The organism is Gordonia sp. w5E2, from assembly GCF_036540975.1.
Classification (GTDB): domain Bacteria; phylum Actinomycetota; class Actinomycetes; order Mycobacteriales; family Mycobacteriaceae; genus Gordonia; species Gordonia jacobaea.
The window spans coordinates 3940195-3958694 of record NZ_CP144213.1 but is presented as its reverse complement, the minus strand read 5'-3'; the positions used below and the strand labels follow the sequence as shown (position 1 = coordinate 3958694).

Annotated in this window: 16 protein-coding genes; 3 read left to right on the top strand and 13 right to left on the bottom strand. The window is 62.8% G+C overall.

The window, feature by feature from the left end:
• The first annotated feature begins 1 nt into the window (after position 1).
• Positions 2-967, top strand: coding sequence for a polysaccharide deacetylase family protein (locus RND64_RS17880; RefSeq protein WP_049700828.1), 966 nt, complete (start codon positions 2-4; stop codon positions 965-967).
• On the opposite strand, the gene RND64_RS17875 is transcribed toward RND64_RS17880, so the two are convergent.
• On the bottom strand, positions 910-2310 hold the full coding sequence (locus RND64_RS17875; protein ID WP_331436215.1) for a glycosyltransferase family 87 protein: 1401 nt from the start codon (positions 2308-2310) through the stop codon (positions 910-912). The genes RND64_RS17880 and RND64_RS17875 overlap by 58 nt on opposite strands.
• Positions 2311-2489: 179 nt before the next feature.
• Here RND64_RS17875 and RND64_RS17870 point away from each other — a divergent pair, with 179 nt between their 5' ends.
• Positions 2490-3707 carry a lipopolysaccharide biosynthesis protein gene (locus tag RND64_RS17870; protein WP_235434468.1) on the top strand — a complete coding sequence of 406 codons (1218 nt, stop codon included), beginning with the start codon at positions 2490-2492 and terminating at the stop codon, positions 3705-3707.
• 32 nt (positions 3708-3739) lie between these two features.
• Here RND64_RS17870 and RND64_RS17865 read toward each other — a convergent pair whose 3' ends face one another.
• The 11 genes from RND64_RS17865 to RND64_RS17815 all read right to left on the bottom strand — a co-directional run bounded on the left by RND64_RS17865 (position 3740) and on the right by RND64_RS17815 (position 14760).
• Positions 3740-4798 (bottom strand): glycosyltransferase family 4 protein, encoded by a 1059-nt coding sequence (locus RND64_RS17865; RefSeq protein WP_270484051.1) that lies wholly within the window; start codon positions 4796-4798, stop codon positions 3740-3742.
• Positions 4795-5859 carry a glycosyltransferase gene (locus RND64_RS17860; protein WP_270484049.1) on the bottom strand — a complete coding sequence of 355 codons (1065 nt, stop codon included), beginning with the start codon at positions 5857-5859 and terminating at the stop codon, positions 4795-4797. The genes RND64_RS17865 and RND64_RS17860 overlap by 4 nt, the downstream gene beginning before the upstream one ends.
• Positions 5856-6899, bottom strand: a complete 1044-nt coding sequence (locus RND64_RS17855; protein WP_270484048.1) for a right-handed parallel beta-helix repeat-containing protein — start codon at positions 6897-6899, stop codon at positions 5856-5858. The genes RND64_RS17860 and RND64_RS17855 overlap by 4 nt, the downstream gene beginning before the upstream one ends.
• A gap of 50 nt (positions 6900-6949) precedes the next feature.
• On the bottom strand, positions 6950-8302 hold the full coding sequence (locus RND64_RS17850) for an O-antigen polymerase (protein WP_331436214.1): 1353 nt from the start codon (positions 8300-8302) through the stop codon (positions 6950-6952).
• Positions 8299-9156 (bottom strand): glycosyltransferase, encoded by an 858-nt coding sequence (locus tag RND64_RS17845; RefSeq protein ID WP_270484045.1) that lies wholly within the window; start codon positions 9154-9156, stop codon positions 8299-8301. Before RND64_RS17845 ends, RND64_RS17850 begins: the two co-directional genes overlap by 4 nt.
• 5 nt (positions 9157-9161) lie before the next feature.
• Complete coding sequence (locus tag RND64_RS17840; protein WP_270484043.1) at positions 9162-10478, bottom strand: hypothetical protein; 1317 nt, start codon at positions 10476-10478, stop codon at positions 9162-9164.
• Positions 10479-10912: 434 nt separating this feature from the next.
• Entirely contained in the window at positions 10913-12328 is a 1416-nt protein-coding gene (menE, locus tag RND64_RS17835; RefSeq protein WP_331436213.1) for an o-succinylbenzoate--CoA ligase, read from the bottom strand.
• Between the two features lie 10 nt (positions 12329-12338).
• Entirely contained in the window at positions 12339-12683 is a 345-nt protein-coding gene (locus RND64_RS17830) for a DUF3349 domain-containing protein (protein WP_331436212.1), read from the bottom strand.
• Positions 12684-12823: 140 nt separating this feature from the next.
• The gene (locus RND64_RS17825; RefSeq protein WP_064867113.1) at positions 12824-13150 is read right to left on the bottom strand and encodes a DUF3349 domain-containing protein; all 327 of its coding nucleotides are present in this window, start codon (positions 13148-13150) and stop codon (positions 12824-12826) included.
• 44 nt (positions 13151-13194) lie between these two features.
• Complete coding sequence (locus RND64_RS17820) at positions 13195-13482, bottom strand: hypothetical protein (RefSeq protein ID WP_049700840.1); 288 nt, start codon at positions 13480-13482, stop codon at positions 13195-13197.
• A gap of 45 nt (positions 13483-13527) precedes the next feature.
• Positions 13528-14760, bottom strand: coding sequence for an inorganic phosphate transporter (locus RND64_RS17815; RefSeq protein ID WP_331436211.1), 1233 nt, complete (start codon positions 14758-14760; stop codon positions 13528-13530).
• A 491-nt stretch (positions 14761-15251) separates the two neighbouring features.
• Here RND64_RS17815 and RND64_RS17810 point away from each other — a divergent pair, with 491 nt between their 5' ends.
• Positions 15252-16322 (top strand): LLM class F420-dependent oxidoreductase, encoded by a 1071-nt coding sequence (locus RND64_RS17810; protein ID WP_049700874.1) that lies wholly within the window; start codon positions 15252-15254, stop codon positions 16320-16322.
• A 25-nt stretch (positions 16323-16347) separates the two neighbouring features.
• Here RND64_RS17810 and RND64_RS17805 read toward each other — a convergent pair whose 3' ends face one another.
• Entirely contained in the window at positions 16348-18102 is a 1755-nt protein-coding gene (locus RND64_RS17805; RefSeq protein ID WP_331436210.1) for an endo-1,4-beta-xylanase, read from the bottom strand.
• Positions 18103-18500: the final 398 nt, after the last annotated feature.

The window sequence follows — 18500 nt, the reverse complement described above, 5'->3', positions numbered from 1 at the left end:
CATGAACTCGACAACCCTCGCGAGTGTGTCGGTCGATCTTGACAACGTGTGGTCGTACTTGAAGACACACGGAGATCCCGAGTGGGAAGCCCGACCGAGCTATCTTCACGTGGCGGTACCGCGGATCGTCGAGCTATTCGGTGAACTCAACCAGAGCACAACGGTTTTCGTCATCGGCGCAGATGCGGCTCGCGATGACGGCGCAGAAGCTGTCTCGTCGTTTGCTCGTTGTGGACACGAAGTGGGAAACCATTCGTACGAACATGAGCCGTGGCTGCAGAGGTACGACGCGCAGCGGCTTGCCGCAGAGGTCGATAGGACGCACGAAGCCATCGTGGCGGCAGGAGCCCCTGCGCCAGTTGGTTTTCGGGCGCCTGGCTACAGCCACACTCCGGAGTTGTTCAGGCTGCTCATAGAGCGGGGCTATCAGTACGACGCGAGTGTGCTGCCGACGTGGATCGGTCCACTCGCGCGGTATCAGCACTTCCGCAGCACCGAATTGTCAGACGAACAACGAGAAGATCGTGCCGACCTGTTCGGCGGATTCGGGCAGGCGCGATGGAGTCTGCATCCCCAGCGACTGCGGGCCGCAGGTGGTCAGATCGTAGAACTGCCGGTCACAACCTTTCCGGTTGCTCGTGTGCCCATGCACGGTTCGTACCTCATTCAGCTGTACTCGATTTCGCCGAGACTTGCGCGCGGCTATTTTCGTGCCGCGGTGCGCCTATGTAGGGCGCGCGGGGTCGGGATGTCGATGCTCATTCATCCCACCGACATCCTCGACCGGCGGGACGCGCCCGCGATGGAGTTCTTTCCTGGCATGGGCGTCGCGGCGTCGGACAAGGTCGCGTTCATCACCTGGGTGGTTCAAACGATGCAGGCGAATTTTGACGTGGTGGGTACCGGCGATCACGTGGCGGCGATGTCGGCGCCCGGGGTGTCGCTTGCCTCCGCGGAGATCGGGTGAGCATGCGTCGAATGAGCCCGAGGATCGACGTTATCCGCCGACGAATGCGGGTGTTGCCGCGTCCGGAATACTGTCCACAGTCCGGCGATCAGCAGTACCGCGCCCGCGTACAACGTCACGCGCATCAGCCAGATGGAGAAGTTCGCGACACCGAGTTCGTTACCGAGCCGATCGAATATGTAGTAGTGCGAAATGGCTGCCCCGAAGAACAACAGGGCCAATCCCGGTGCAAGTCGCTTGCGCAGTCGGGGATCGGACGCTACTTCGAGAGAACCGAGCACGATCGGCGCGATCAGCCACGCTGCGTCGTAGCTGAGGTGGTAGAGCGTCACCGTGACAAGTGTCAGGCCCAGCAGGACGGAAATCGATTCGAAACGGTACGACGTTCGTCGAACCAAGAAGTACGCGGCAACAACACCTGCGATGGCGATGGCGACTGTGGTCGCGGTCGAAATGCCCAATCCGGCGTGCTGGAGGCTCCCGACGATATCGATTCGCTCATCGAGCCAATCCGCCGTTCGTCTCGACGACGACTCGCTGATGTTTCCGACGAGGCTGTCGACCCAGCGCGGCACTCCGGAGACACCGCCGGCCATCACCAAAACTGCGGCGAGGGAGAGGGCTGCGCTCAATCCGACGCCGAGCAATGCTCGTCGCCATCTGCTTTGCGCAATCAGAACGACGACTACGGCCAGCCCGATATGTGGCTTCATGCAACACAATGCGACGAGTATCACGCCGATGTACTTGTTGCGCACCATGATTGCAGGGACTGCAAGCAAGACGTAGACGATACTGGGCTGACCGAGGTAGTAGGCCAGGCTCACCGGACGGGAGAGCAGAAGAAGAATCACTCCCCACGTCGCCAGCATCCCGCGCCTGATGGCGCCCTCGCGTCCGGCCGGGATCAGCGTCGCGGGGATGTTCTCGGCCACGCGCAATCCGAGCCAGCAACCGGTCGCGATGATCACGGTCATCCCGATCACGGCAGCGACGACGCTGGTGGTATTCCAATCGGCCCATCCAAGGGGAGCCCAGAGCAACAGATGGCCCGGTGCGTACGTCGGGTAATCGAGAGAGTTGGGGAAATGTTGAAGGTACGTCTGAGTGTCATAGGGATTGTTGCCCATGACGAACCAGGAAACGGGGCGCCACGTAGCGTCGCGGAAATCGACGAAGGACAGATGGCAGAGGTTTTTCCCGCAATCGACAGCGCCGTCGGCGTCGATCCGGTCTGCCAGCGCCTTCCTCATGAGCGAAACGGCGAGCGCAATCATTGCGACGATGGAGACTATGAAGAGAGGGATCTCCCAGCGGGCGTCGAATCGGCGTTTCAGCGGCATCGGGTCACCTCCGTCCGATCAGGGCGCAGAACTGCGTGCTCACTTTACACAGCGAATCCGCTCATGCACCTGTCTGGCTATACATGGTGACCGCCGCCGAGAAGCCCACGACCGAGGTGCGCCGTAGTTTCAGCCTCCGGTTCGTAGCCGCCGGCGCAGGTTTGTTATGCACCTTCTTGATGACCATCGTTGCGTATCGAGCGCTCGATGCAAGGCAGGCCGCCGTCTTCTTCGCGATCCTCGCAGCCTTGTCGATCGGCCCCATGGTCGGTCGATTGGGGTTGGGGCCAAACGTTATACGGCTACTACCGGCGGCAAAGACAGCAGATGAGGCCAAACAAATCGCCTCCGACCACTTGCGCGCAACCGCGGTGCTGTCGTTGATCACGGCACCCTTCATCGGACTGATCGCGACGTGGCCACTACGCGGTGATTCGCAATACTGGCCGGTGCTGCTACTCACGGTAGCGGTGGTGGTCGTCGAGTCGATGCGGCTGACCCTCAGCGATATCTTCGCCGCTCACGGGCGGGTGGGAATGGCCGTGTTGACCACTCACCATATTCGCAGCACGATCGTGCTCCCCGCGGTGGCTCTGCTACTTTTCGCGTTCGACAAATCATCGCTGACGGAGGTTCTCGGCGTATATACCGCCGTGGCCACGATCCAGTTGGCAATTGCGCTGACCGTGGGTCGCGCAGAAGTGTCGTTGACGACGCGTGGTCAATTGCGCGCCCTGCGCGATCCGATTCGTCATGGCGCCAAACTCTTCGTTCTCGACCTCTCCGCATTCGTGTGTCTTCCGGCTACGATCTGGCTCGCCAACTTCGCGTTCGCACCGCACGACGCGGCAATCTATGCGGCCGCAGCCACTTTGGCCCTGCAGGTCACGATTCTGGAGAGTCTCGCATCCCTCGCCGTGACGCCGGCTGTCGCGCGGGAGTGGGTCTTGGGGAATCGTGAGCGAGTGGTGTCGATACTTGCGGCGGTGGCCACACTCGGTTCACTCGTGACGCTCGTGATCGTTGCATTTCTGGCGATTCTCGGAGAGACCGTTGTCTCGTGGGCTTACGGCCCCTCGATGGCCGCTGCGGGACCGTTGCTCCTGGTCCTCGCCGCGGGTGGGATCGCGAAAACAGCGTTGGGCGGGAACATCACGATGCTGGTCATCAGTGACAACATCGACCGCGCCGCGTGGTCGGCGTTCGCCGTGCTGGTAGTGGCCGTGCCCGCAGGTATCGCGGCGGCGTTCGCGGGTGGCCCGATGGCTTTGGCAATCGTCTCGGCGTGCGCGGTGACGTTGACCGCCGTAGTCCAATGGCTCAGCGCGCGTAGCGTTCTCGACGACACGCCACGACCGAGCCTCGACGTACGCGCATCATTGGCGACGTTCCGCTGACGGGTTGCCGGCTTGGCCGGTCAGCCGCGCTGTCAGCGGGACGAAGGTGAAATGGCCTCTAGTACGCGCTCTGCGGAGAGGTGCCACGAAAATCGCTGCGTGTTCTCGTGACCCATGCGAATCAGCTTCGCGCGTAAGCCACTGTCTTCTGAGATGCGGCGCACACCGTCAAGCATGGCCTGGGTGTCGTTGGGAGCGAAGTAGATTGCAGCGTCACTCGCAACCTCGGGGATCGCGGCGGCGTCACTGCAGATCACGGGACATCCCGACGTCTGCGCCTCGATAACGGGGAGACCGAAGCCCTCGTATCGGGAGGGGAAGACCAATGCGCGGCAGTGGCGATACAGGTATGCGAGCTCGGCGTCGTCAAGACGACCGGCGACTGTCGCGCCGGTCGCGAATGGGGAAGCATCGCTGAAGACCTGGGGATTGCCGGACGCGCCCACGACGATGGTCGAATAGCCTTCGGAGACAAGCGCATTGACCGGGTCGGGAAGGTTCTTGTGTTGCGCCAGCGTACCGACGACGACGAAAGAACTGCTCACGTCCGTTGTGTCCGCCAGCTCAGGCGCCCGCTCCGCGACTTTGTCGAAACCGTCGGCGGCGCAGTGCGCCACCGTGAAGCGCTCGGCAGGAACGCGAAGGTACTCGGCGAGCTCGCCCGCGCTGAAGCGGGACACCGTGACGAGATGTGCTGCCGTGCGTGACAGCAGGAAGTACATCACAGCGTAGAAGGCCACAAAGGACCGCCGGAAGGTCGCCGAAAACCGGAACGGCGTCGCGTCGTGCATCGTCACCAACTGCTTGCGTTTGAGCAGCGGTGCAGGGCCGGCGAAATTGAGGAGAAGCGCGCCGCGGCTGGCGATCGGTAGGTGAAGCTGTTCGAAAGCGACGCCGCTCCAGCGAGAGCGATCCACCCGGGCACCGCTGTCTGTCAGCCACTGTGGAACCGATGCGTCGGCAGGAACGTCGACGACGAATCGGCGTTCTGGCGCAAGCGTCAAGAGCGCGCGGACCATCTCATTGGCATACCGCTGAGTACCCGTCAACGATTGCGCGAGCCACTTGCCGTTGATGTGAATCTCGTTCATGTCATGTTTTCAAATAGCGGATCGTAGAGTCGACGCAGTGCTGTGCGTTGCGCGTCGTCGGAGTTGTCGGCGATTGCACGTCGCGTCAATTCGGTTTGCTCGGTGTAGGTTTCGGGATCGCCAAGAGATTTCAGCAGACGTCCGAGTTGCGACGGGCGTTCGATCGTCATCGGCATGTCGAATCCATGGATATACGGCTGAGCACGTGCGATCACCGGAAGCCCGGCTGCCGCTGCCTCGAGGATGGAGATCGGAAATCCCTCCCATCGAGCGGTGTGGAGATAGACATCACCTGAGGCAAGCGTCTTCAGCGCCTGTTCACGATTGAGCCATCCCGTCACATCGACCTCGGCAGCGCGCAGCAAATCGACGTGCTCCTCGTCGCCGCCGCCGATCCACGTAGCCTCGACGTCGGCACCCGACTGTCGAGCGGTTGTCACCGCTTCCGCGAAGAAGCGTGCGTCTTTCTGCGGACCCAGCCTCCCGTTGCCGATGATGCGCAGACGTTCTGCTGACGTTCGTTGATGACGTGGGATGTGCGCGGGCGTCACATTCGGCACCATGACGGCTCGCGGGCGCGAGATCGGCCATTGTGACAATTCGCGTTCGCGCGGCGAACATGCGCCAATTGCGGAGGTGTTGAAGGACAGAAGCCATTCGGCGAACCGGAATCCGGATCGAACAACGGTGGGGACGTCACGTCGCTCGAACGCGTAGCAATGTGGTGTGTAGACGATGGGTGAGCGAGGTGAGTTGCGCAGCGCCAACCGGACATACACCCCCGCCTTACTGGAGTGAGCATGAACGGCAGCTGGGCGCCCCTCGCGCAAGGTGCGGTTGAGGAACCGGATTCGGTTCGGGGTGCCCGCCGGAAGCTCTGTCGCTGAGGCGAACTGGGTCAACGACGCCGTGTCGACTGTTGCTTCGGCGCGTGTGGAGTACAGGAGGTGGTGCTCAATTTCGGGATAGTTGCGCACGTAGTCGCCGATGGCGGCTGCTGTCCCGCTCGCGAACGACTCGGTGACGTGGAAGAGTCGCGCGTTGCTCGTGCTATCGGTCACGGAACCTCGATCGGGGTGCCGTTGCGCGTCCAGCCAGAGGTGGATGTGGCTGAACGGGGTGCATTGGTGACGAAGGGCTGAACCGAGTCATTGACCAGCGTGATCTGAGTGAAAGAGATGTTGCTGACGGTTCCGCCGCTGTCTGCGAGGACAGCGACGTCGCGTCCCGCTTTTGCCGGTGTCGACGTCACTGTCACACCGGACACCCGCACGTTGCTCACACTGCGGCCGGCATTTCCCGAATAGACGAGGATCGAACCGTGCACAACGGTTCCGATATTGGCGGACGTTATCCGTCCGTTCGATGCAGACACCTGTGAAACCGACTGGGTGTAGTAGGGGTTGCCTTCGCTCGCGATATACAGGCCCGCGCCGGAGGTGTTGGACACGTTGAAACCGGTGATCGCGACGCGGGTGCCCCCGACAACTGTGATTCCTCGACCCCAGCGGTTTCCGTTGACGGTGATGTTCGATTCCTTGATGTCCGAACACAGGCCGTTGTCGCCGTAGCTCACTACGGCGACCCCGTCATCGCCGGTGCCCGAGGTCGTCACGTTACTCACAGAGCCGCCACTCGCTCCGTTGGTCATGTGGACGCCGTCGGCGAGTGTGTCCGACACGTTTACCCGGTCGATGGTGAATCCCTTTGCACCGTCGACGAAGAGTCCCGCCGCTGCGGAGCCGCGGATGTTCACGTCGCGGACGGTGTCATTCGTGCCACTTATCACGAGCTTGTGCTGATCGAGTCCGGACTGGCGTGTGCCACTGGTCGCGCCGCCGAATGTGATTCCTGAGATGGACACGCCATCGGCAGTCACCTGGACTGACGAAGTCAGATCATTCGTGGCGGCAAGGGTTGTGCCGTTACCTTTGATCGTCACGTTGGGCACTCGGATCTTGAGCACTCCGGAATGGCGATACGTTCCGCTGTCCAATTGGAGCGTCGAACCGGGGGCCAGCGCGTCGAACCTGCTCTGCAGTTCCTGGGTGTGGTCAGTATTCGGTGGCGCAGTGGCAGCCGAACCGCATCCTGTAATCATGAAGAGCACCGCCAAACCTACTGGTAGGACGGCACGCCGCCACGAAGCCCTCATCGCGTCACACCTTCTGGCTGAGAAACGGTCAGATAGGTTGACGAATCCGGGGCGTCAGATGGTCCCGGCTTTCTCGACTTGTTTACTCTCGTCGCGAGATACGCGACCAAAAGCAATCCCACCCAAGCAGGCGCCGCTCGGCCTTGAGCCCAGTAGAGGTAGCGGGGCATTTCGAGCAATCCTGTGAACATCACCGGGTACATGAGCATGCCAATCAGAGATCCGTTGCAGAAGGCGCGATATGTGACGCCGACAATTATGCCAGCGATCGCGAAATAAACGAGGCCTCCGAAATGTCCGTAATCGGTAAATGGTCCGGTATATCCGCTGGGATTGTTGAACTCTGGATTGCCGTGCTGCGCGAGGAGAGGCCTGTAATCAGACGGACCGAGAGGGAAGGCGCTGCGGTGTGGAGGCAGCGTGCTGTACACGTGTTGGATACCGGGTGCCGTCCACACGACCTCGAGTGTGTCGTAGGGCACCCGCCCTGGCCACCGCATGTTGTCGTAGATGATCTGACCGTTGTTGATCGCGGTGGCGTAGTACCCGGCGAGTCGATCGGCGGCGAACTGGACGAAGCTGTTCGAGGTGCGTGTGCGATAGAACGACCACGATCGGAAATATTCGAACAATCCGAAAACGAGAAGCAGCACCGGAAGTGAGGCGAGCGGAATCCACTGGGCGAGGACATTTCCGCGCCGGCTTCGGTTCCCGAGATACGCACTACCGATGACAGCCAGCGGGACAACCAGCTCGAGCACGGCGAGTCTCTCGGAGAAAACGTAGGCGCGTCCGATCGCGAGAAGCATCACAGCCGTGATGATGCCGATCTGGCGTCTGCTCTTTCCCTGTGTCAGTACGAGTGCGGCCACGACCACCGCGGGCACGCCGAACTGGGTGAGAGTCGTGACCCCTGCGATTGTTCCGATCGCATCTTTTGTCGGTGTTCCGTCTGCTGCTGTCGCGTTGAGGAGTTCTGCAGGCGTGATGCCCGATTTGGCGATCAGATAGCCGAAACCGAGATACCCGAACACTGTTAATCCGAACATCACTGAACTCGCTCGAACCAACAGAGCAAGTGTGTTCGGCTGCATCGGGGGCCACTCACCGCGCGCCACGGGCCGGCGCCGTACGAGTGTCATCCCGATCAAGGCGGCCAGAGCCAACACGAGGACGCCTGAGCCGAACATCGCCACCGTTGCGTTATCGAGCGTCCGTGCAGACCGCCAGAGGGCACGGAACTCCTGGTCGCTGATGAATACGGTCGGGATCAGTGAAAGCGAACCAACCACCAGCGCGATGGCGGTCGGCGATATCCACCAGACTGCCCGCGAACTCTGCGAACTCACCTGTCCCTACCGAAGTAGCCGACGAGTTCGCCCCTGAGATAAGCAAGATCGGCTCGCGCGTGGACTCGGTCACCCCGAACGTCGCGAACCGCGCTGCCCACCACTTTGCGCGCGCCGTGGTATCCGAACTGGGCAAGCGACAGCCGGTGACGACGCCAGAGATGGCCGTTGCCGACGCCGTACTTGAACATCTTGTCGACGAATGCCTCGGTGATCGCGTGACGATCATCGTCCTGCAGGATCTGTACCGACGGCTCGTAGGAGAGCGAGTGCCCGGCGGCGATGAGGCGAAGTACGAGGTCTGAGTCTTCACCTGCGCCGCGGAGCCCGGGTGCACCGACGCCGATGCTCTCATCGAAGGGAGCGCGTGACGGCAGCGCCTCCGTGCGGAAAAAAAGGGTGCTCGAAATGCTGGTGCGTGGAAAATTCAGCCGTGTGACAGTCGTCGGTCGTCGAAGCCACCGCTGCATCGACGGCTGACCATCTTCGGTGACCTGCATGCCACTGACCCCTGCGAGTTCGGGCTGCTCGTCGAGAATCCGAGCCACGGCTTCCAACGTGTCCGGCTTGTACCAACAGTTGTCGTCCGGGTATGCGACCACGGGCGCGGTGACAACTTGGGTACCTGCGTTGCGTCCGGTCGAAACTCCCCGTGGGCTTCGCGCGGGATGGACAGGGCCCGGAAGCCCCGCAGATGTCAGCATGGCTGCGCATTCCTGCTCATCGCTTTGATCGACGACGATGAACTCTACGTCTTCGGCAATCGTCGAGTTGGCGACGGAGTCGAGTAATCGACCGAATTCACGCGGCCGACCAATCGTGCTGCACACGAGTGAGATTCTTGGCGAAGTCATTGCGATCAGATCGAATCTGCAGCTGCGACTTCAGTACGGACACGGTCACGCAACGTGCGCACACCAGCCCCGTTGGAGCCTTCTCCGTCTCCGTTGGACGTGTCGCGGGGATCTGCGTCGTCGTCGTTGTTGTCGCCGTCCGCGTGGGGCGAGACCTTTTCTTCGTGTGGGCCTTCTTCGTGCGGATCGATGTCGCTCCGGTCAGAAGTGACGTGGTCCTTTGACACCGCAGAGTCTGCCGACGCGGATGGTGCGGATACGACGCCGCTCGTCGTGGCATCGGTCGCAGTCTGGAACTGCTCGCCGTCGACGACCGCCGGCGGACGCGCGGTGGTCTCGTCGGTTTGCGTATCGGACTTTCGCGGCCACCATCGGTGGCGCGTGATGGCGATGAATCCTCGCGAGGGGTCGGGCAACAAACTCAAAGTGGATGCCAGCGTCGGGAGGCGGTCGAGAAACTGCTGGGCGACGACTACGACGTAGTCGGCATGGCTGAGGTGATCGGCGAGGTCGGGGTCGGTGCCGAGCGGCAGACACTCGAGTACCTGCACGGCGTCGTGATGCGCAGATGCGCCCGCGAGTAGTTCGCCGACGCGACGTGCTCCTGACCCGGTTGATAGCCCAACCACGGCAATCGTGCCGCTGTCGGGTGAGCCCAATTGTGCGAAGAGGCTTCTGGCCGCCTCTTTCTCAGCGTCCGAGGGAACACTTCCTGATCGCTGCGGCACGATCACGGGAGTCATCGTCTTGGCGTTATCGCTGACGTCAGACGCCGACGTGATGAAGCGCTTTCGGTTGCGCCAGATCAGTGCGCTGCCCAGCCCGATGATGGCTCCGACTACACCGCCGATGATGGCCATGACCGACCAGTTCGACGCTTTTCCTTCGGTTTCGGTCGCGGGCTGAACGACGGAAGCGGGAGCGCCTGCTGCCATCTGCAGTTGCAGCGCTGAGGCTTGGGTCCGCAATTCTGGGATGCCCGCGGTACGACCGGCGTTCTGCTGTTGGGTGATCAGCGCATTGATCGAGTTCAGTGCCGCAGTATTGCGATCTCGCAGCTGCTGTGACGTGTGATCCAGGTAGGTCGAGATCGCGGTGTCGACGGTGCGTTGGGCTTCGCTTTCAGTCGGCGACGACGACGAGATGGTCACAACGGCAGAATTACTGTTCTGCACCGCGCTGATCGTCGGATTGGTCGCTGTTCCCAGCTTCGCTTTCACGCTGTCGCGGAATCCCGAACCCGAAAGATACGCGATCTCGCCACTGACATAGCTCTGCAGATCGTCGGTGGAAGTCGGCTGTCCGCTGATCACAGCAGACACGCTCGCAGGCTGTTCTAGCCGAACCATTGCCTCCGCCGACTGCGTGGTGTCCCCCGTCTGCGACAACGCTCCCACCAGCGCACCTAGCACGGCGCACACCAGAGTTATCGGCCACAGTGCGACGACCCCACGCGTCAACTGGGCACGATTTAATACGTGCATCAAACTAACTCCCCCTATTTACTCGATGCTACCTTATCCGAGATCGCCAACTACACCGAGAATAATCCCCCCAGGCGACGAAACTCACATCGATTCCCCAGGATTCCGTCGGATTCGTCGTTTTTGAAAGTAGGGGTTAAGGACCTCAGTCTCCGCGTGTGAGGCTTGTTCTGTCCAGGCTTGGCACAACGGAGGGCGTCATGGACTTCACCGGGAAAGGGTAAAGGCGAAGGCGACGAGCCGCGGGCGGGGACGTCACGCCTGAACCCAGGTCAACTAAAGCGAGCGCGCAATGCGCGTCGGTCGATCTTGCCCGGACCGCGCAGCGGGAGATCGTCGACCTCGATGATGTCGCGGGGAGCGGCGTAGCGGTCGAGTCTTTCGACGACGGCGCCGCGGATGCGCTCAGCGTCGAATCTGCTTGTGTCAGAGGGGATGACGAAAGCCACAACCTTCTCGCCGAGGCGGTCGTCGGGTAGTCCGACGACGGCGCACTCGCGTACGGAGTCGTCGTCGAGGATCACGGCCTCGACCACCTGGGGTACCACTGTGAGTCCGCCGGTGGTGATGGCTTCGTCGGCGCGGCCGATGATGCTCAGGACGCCGTCGTCGACGCGGCCGAGGTCGTCGGTGATGAAAGTCCTTGCGCCGGGCGAGAGTGTGAAAGCCGGGTGGTCGGGGAGGTTGCGGTATCCGTGGGCGACCATCGGGCCCGAGAGTGCAACGCGCCCAACGCCTTCGGGGTTCGGATTGATGAGGGTGATGGTGACGCCGTCGAGCGGGATGCCGTCGTAGACGCAGCCGCCGCCGGTCTCGCTCATGCCGTAGGTGCGCACGATGGGTAGCCCGGCGTCGAGGGCGCGACGCAGGAGCGGTGCGGGAGTCGCCGCGCCGCCGACGAGAAGCGCGTCGGCGGCGCGGAGCGCTGCGGTGGCCCGGGGGGAGTCGAGGACTTTGAGGAGTTGGGTGGGGACCAGCGAGGTGTAGCGGCGCGGACCGTCGAGGGCGTCGAGGGCATCGGCGAAGGCGTCGGGGTTGAAACCGGACGAGACGTCGAGGACGCCCGGCGTGAAACCTGCTGCGAGTGCGCGGAGTAGAACTTGGAGTCCGGCGATGTGGTGCGGCGCGAGTGCGAGGAGCCAATTACCTTGCCCGCCAAGGTATTTGTGCGTCGCTGCCGCAGATGCGGCGAGGGTGTGGGGCGTGTGTTGCGCACCCTTGGGGGTGCCGGTAGTGCCCGAGGTGGAGATGACGAGCGAGATGGCGTCGTCGATGGGGGTGTCGGCGGCGAGAGCGTCCGCGAGGCGCTTCGCGTGGGCGGGGTCTGCGGTTGGCACGGGCAGGGCGGCGGGGGTGGTCTCGACAAGCTCGACCAGCGGTTGGGGCTCGTCCGGCGGTGAGGTGGTCTCGACGAGCTCGACCAGCGGTGGGGGCTCGACCGGCGAGGTGGTCTCGACAAGCTCGACCAGCGGTGGGGGCTCGACCGGCGGGGAAGCGAGCTCGACCGGCGAGGGGGTGGTCTCGACAAGCTCGACCAGCGAGGACGGCTCGACCAGCGAGGACGGCTCGACCAGCGAGGATGGTTCGGCCGGCGAGGAGGGGAGCTCGACCAGGGCGAGCAGCTCGTCGCGGAGGTCCAGGACCGTCGCGTCGGCCGGCAGGGGGAGTGGTCGCAGGATGCGGGTCACCGCAGCAAAGCTACTCCGGCTCGGGGGCGTCGGGCGGTGGCGGGTCGAGGGGGTGGTCGTCGAACGGCCAGCCGCGTGACTCGAGGTAGGTGCGGACGCGATCGATGTCGGCCTCGTGGGGCAGCTCGTGGGTGACCTTGGAGATCTTGACCCCGGCGTCGATCTTGGAGATCGGTTCAGGCGGAGGCGCGGACTCGCGGATGAGTTCGCCCGAGACCTCGTCGACTTCTTCTTCACTGAGCTGTCGGCGGAGGAGGGCGACGAGGGGGATGTAGTCGTCGGTGGGGACGCCGTTGGGATATCCGGCGCGCAACCAGTCGATGATCTTCTTCAGAAATTGCGGCCGATCGGCCACGCGGTCCCCCTCTCGCACACACAGACGCCTTACGCGTTCTGGTCTGCGATTCTAAGCGGTCCGCGCCTGCTCGGGGCAGGCGCGGACCGGTGTGACTTGTGATGGCTGAGCAGCCTCAGCTCACCGTGATCTCAGTTGGGTCAGTTCAGATCGTGGACCTGATCCTTTGACTCCGCTGCCAACGGCCAGCCAACCGCGGCAAGTCGAGACGCGACCTGGTTGACCTCGTATTCGGTCGGCGGTTGGTCGGAGACCTTGGCGATTGCGTTGGAGATCTGCTCTTCGGTGAGCGGAGTCCCGATTCCCTGCTCGGCGGCGAGCTCCATGCAGATGCGCATGATCTGATCTTCGTCGAGCACCTTGGTCAGCAGTGCGAGCAACGGCGGGAAATCGGTGGCTGGGATGCCTTCGGGGTAGCCCTTGCGAATCCAATTGACGGCGGACTCGAACAGCGAGGTGTTGGCCATGATGCCTTTCGGTTCGAAATCGAAGTGTCGAGTGGCGCGGGGGCCTATTTCTTATATGCCCACGAGGGGAAGATCTTGATATCGAAGTAGTAGTTGAGTGTCTGGCGGCAAATCCACAGCAGACCGATCACGATCACGGCCGCGACGATCGCGAACAAGACGTAGCCGAGTGCACGTAGTGCCGGATTGGGTGCCGAGGTGGTGCCGTCGGCGTTGAGTCCGCCTTCGCCGCGCGACTCGCACACCATGCCGACAGCGAACAGAGCGGGCAGACCTGCGCCGAGAACCAGACCGATCGCGAAGACCTTGAAGATCGATTCGAGGATGTCCATGAGATTCAGCTTTTCCTTTTGTCGTCCGTCGTCGTCTCTGGTTGCCTACGTCATTGCTGTCGGATCGGGGAGCTGACGCGGTCCGTCCTGGCCGGCCGGCGGGATGATCGAGTTGGTCTCTTCGTCCCAATCGTCGTTCACGTTGTTGGAATCGACCTTGTTCTGCTGTGCGCGCCAGTACATGTAGCCCGACGCCGCGAGGAGGACGAGGAAGATGACGACCGCGCCGAGGACGTCGCCGAGCAGGTGGCCGAGGCCGTAGCAGATCGCACCGATGAGTCCGGCTGCCGGAAGGGTGGTGACCCATGCGATCACCATGCGCCCGGCGACGGCCCAGCGAACCTGTGCGCCCTTCTTGCCGACGCCGGAACCGAGGATCGAGCCGGTGGCGACCTGAGTCGTCGACAGCGCCATGCCTGCTGCCGAACTGGTGAGAATGATTGCGGCGGAGCTGGCTTCAGCAGCCATGCCCTGCGGCGAGCTGATTTCGACAAGGCCCTTGCCCAGCGTGCGGATGATGCGCCAGCCACCGAGGTAGGTACCCAGTGCGATGGCTCCGGCGCAGCTGACGACGACCCAGATCGGCAGGCCGTGTGACACCGACGACGCGCTCAGGTGACCGGTGCTGATCAGGGCAAGTGCGATGACACCCATCGTCTTCTGTGCGTCGCCGGTTCCGTGGGCGAGCGACACCAGGGAGGCGGTGACGATCTGGCCGCTGCGGAAGCCCTTCTCCTGCTTGGAGACGAGGACCGATGCGGTGATCTTGAAGATCAGCCAGGTGCCGACCGCGGCAACCGCGCAAGCGATGAACGGCGATGCGAGCGCGGGGATGATGACCTTCGACAGCACGCCGTGCCAGTCGATTCCGCTCATGCCGAGCGCCGCGATGCCCGACCCGATGAGTCCGCCGAACAATGCGTGGCTCGAGCTCGACGGTAGGCCGAAGAGCCAGGTGAAGAGGTTCCAGAGGATACCGCCAACGAGGCCGGCGAAGATGATCAGCAGCGCTTGGTTGACGTCGATGCCGGGGATCAGATTTCCGGACTTGTCTTGTAGGTGAAGAATGTTCTTGGTGATTGTCGCCGCGACCTCGACCGAGAGGAACGCGCCGACAAGGTTGAGGATGGCCGCGATTGTGACCGCAACCTTGGGCTTGAGGGCGCCGGTGGCGATGGACGTCGCCATGGCGTTTCCGGTGTCGTGAAATCCGTTGGTGAAGTCGAAGCCAAGTGCTGTGATGACCAGCAACACGAGGACAAGCATCTCTCCGCTCATGGGCAATATCATGCGACCCGCCTTAAGGTTTCGCATAAATTACGTTCGACTGCCGTAAGTTTGTGACCTGCGGGTTTGCCTACCCGCACACTGTGTTCACCTAGTGTTCACCGAACCGACCGTGGGCAGACACCATTTGCGCAGCTAATGTCCGATTTTTGTGTGTGGGGGTCTCGACAGGCTCGACCGCCGGGCGGGACGCTCGACCGCGGGGCGGGTGGTCTCGACCGCGGGCGGGTGGTCTCGACAAGCTCGACCAGCGGAGGCGGCGCTCGACCGGCGGTGAGTGCGGCCGACGAGCGAAACCTCACCCCGCTGGTCGAGCGGGCGCGAGCGCAGCGAGCACCCGAGTCGAGACCACTCCCAGCGACGGGGTGGTCTCGACAAGCTCGACCAGTGGAGCGGCGCTCGACCAGCGGAGCGGCGACGGTTGAACGAGCGCTCGGGCGGGCCTAGTGCGGCGTCGAAGCGCTGTGGAAGAATCCGAAACCATGACCGCTTCTGCCATCAAGCTCGGTATGCCCATCAACTACGCCGGCGATTTTCGCGAGACCATCGACAACCTCGTCGACTTCGAGGCCGCCGGTGTCGCTCGGATCGCGGTGCCTGAGGCATACAGCTTCGACGCCGTGAGCCAGCTGGGGTACATCGCGGCGCGCACCGAGAAGATGGAGCTGCAGTCGGCAATCCTGCCGATGTACTCGCGCACGCCGTCGAACTTGGCGATGACCGCCGCGGGACTCGACTTCATCAGTGGTGGTCGCTTCGTGCTGGGCATCGGAGCGTCGGGGCCGCAGGTGATCGAGGGTTTCCACGGCGTGAAGTACGACTACCCGGTGGGGCGCGCGCGAGAGAACGCCGACATCTGTCGACTGATCTGGCGTCGGGAGAAGACGGAGTACCGAGGCAAGCACTACACCCTGCCGTTCACCAAAGAGGATGGCGGAACGGGGCTTGGCAAGCCGCTGAAGATCATCAATCACCCTGTGCGTGAACGCATTCCGATGCTGCTCGCTGCTATCGGCCCCAAGAACACTGAGGTCGCGGCCGAGATGTTCGAGGAGTTCCAGCCGTTCCTGTTCCACCCCGAGCACGTCGACGTCGCGTTCGGTGAACCGCTGGCAGCGGGCAAGGCAAAGCGCGATCCGTCGCTGCCAGAGCTGGGCATCGTGGTGCAGGCGACCGCGCGAGTGACCGAGGACGCGGAGCAGATCGAGAACGCCTCGCAGATGGTGCGGCATCAGGCGGCGCTGTACATCGGCGGCATGGGCGCGCGCGGAAAGAACTTCTACAACCAGCTCGCCGTGCGATACGGCTACGCCGACGCGGCCAAGGAGATCCAGGACCTCTACCTAGACGGCAAGAAGGTCGAGGCCGCCGCGGCGGTTCCCGCCGATCTGGTCGAGGCGATGAGCCTGATCGGTCCGCGTTCGCTGGTGGCCGAGCGGGTCGCGGCGTTCCGCGCGGCGGGTGTCACATGCATCCTCGCGGCTCCGGTGGCGCCGACGCACAAGGAGCGGGTCGAAGACATGGCCCAGCTCGCGGAGATCTTCGCGAGCTGAGCCAGCCTTCGTCCGCAGTCAGCGGTCAGTTGGTTTTCGTTGATGTGCCCGACGAGCTTTTGGTAGCGGTCGCCGTTGCCGTGGGCGTTGCTGTGGCAGTTGGTGTCGCGGTTGCCTTGGGTGTGGCCGAGGGCGTTGCGGTTGCCGTGGGTGTTGAGGTCGAGGTTGCAGTAGGCGCTGCTGTGCCTGTCGGTGTCGCGGTTGCCTTGGGTGTGGCCGTAGACGTTGCGGTTGCCGTAGGTGTTGCGGTAGCCGTTGGCGTGGCGGTTGCGCTCGACGACGCCTTGGATTGTGTCGTCGATTGAGTTGCTGCCGACGGTGTGGTTGTCGCTGTCGGTGTGGATGTTGCGGTGGCCGTCGAGGTCGTTGTCGCCGCCGTTGTTGTCGCCGTCGTCGTCGTGGCCGACGCGCTACTTGCCTGTGCGGCAAGCTTTGTGACAGTTGTGGTCGTGGCGGCATTGGCGCCGTACGCGTTGCCCAGTGCTGCTGCCAAGTCGTTCAGCATCTGCTGGAACTGGGCAGCCAATGCGGCCATCATCTGCTGGAAAGCATCATTGAGCGCTGCCCCTGGGTCCGTGGTTCCGCCGCCAGTGTTGCCACCGCCCGTGTTTCCACCACCTGTGTTCCCACCGCCCGTGTTTCCGCCGCCGGTCGAAGGTGTGCCCGAATTGGATCCGGATGCGTACTTCGCGATGAGCTCGGCCAGGACCTGGGCCGCGGGTTTCGCGGTCCAGTCGGTATGGAAGAGCCCGAAGTTCTCCTCAGTGCTACTGCTCCCGGTGTTGGTGTCGCGCGTTTCGTAGATATAGATAGGTCCGGCGCCGGCCTGCTTCTGCCAGGTCTCGATGAAGTCCCGGATGAACGCGGCTTGTCGTGCTTCGGTGTACGCGCCGGTCGTCGGCTGTCCGTACTCGGTGATCCAGATCTTCTTCGCGGAGTCGCCATACTGCGCCATGAGCGCGCGGATCGCCGCGATCTGCAGCGATGGGGCGTCGGGGTGGTCGTTGCTCGAGTACGACGCGTCGTATTGATACGGGTGGTACGAGAGGGCGTTGAAGTATCCCGCCGCGCCCGCCGCATACATCTGAGAGATGAAGTCGACCGGGTTCAGCGTGATGCCACTCGTAACGGCCGCCCCGACGACGCCGGCGATCACGACGGCGTTGGGGTCCGCCGCCTTGATGGCGGTGTAGGCGGCCTTGAGCATTGCCGTGTAAGCAGCGGGATCGATGGGGCTATAGAAGAGTGTCGAATTGGGTTCGTTCCACACCTCGTAACCCGAAATCTTGCCCTTGTAGCGCGATGCGACGGCAGTGGTGAAGCCTGCGTACACCGCCGGATCGGTGTGACCGCTGATGATGTTGCCTGCCCACCACGGTGTTGCGGCCACCGTCGCCACCAAGCTGATCCCTCGGGATTGTGCGGCGTTGACAAGTTGATCGAGCTGGGTCCAGTCGTACACGCCCTGACGATTCTCGACGCTGGCCCACGGGACGAGTACACGCACGCTTGTCACGCCCAGCGATTGGATTTTGTCAAGGGTCGCATTCAGGTCGGCGCTGCTCATCGAGTACAGCGATGAGTCGGCGATACCTATGGTAGTTGACGATTCATCGATAACCGCCGCCATAGTATAAGGCAATGTGACGGTGCGAATCTGGGAAACGGAAGACTTCGCCGCCGGCGAGATGGTGGGAAACTCTGTGGCGACCAAACCTGTGCCGAGAAGTGCTGCGGCACAGAGTGTTAAAGACCTGGTGCGGAGACGTGATGCGGGCATCGGGCAGATTCCTGTCAGTTGCCCCCCTAAGCTACAGAGTAGATACGAAAACCGATTCGGTCGAGTTAATGGGGGGTTACTGAAAAATGATGTGCCGATTCTATCGGCGGATTCACAGAGGGTTTTCAGGTTGGCTGCGCACTATACGCTTACGGCTCGCGGGGCGGTTCCGTAATCAGAACGTCGACATCGTGTTCGGCTCGACAGCCGCTCTGCGCGATGCGAGATCTGAGTCGGCAAGGTCGAGGTTCGCGGCCACAGCGCTCACGGCGGCCGACGCTTGGCCGTGACTGCCTGTTCGTCGACGCTTCCGCCGCGTCGTCGGGTTGGGTTGGGGCGGGCTCGGGCCCGTGCAGAAAGTAGGGGAAGGGTTCTTTCCCCGAGTTGTCGACGTTTCT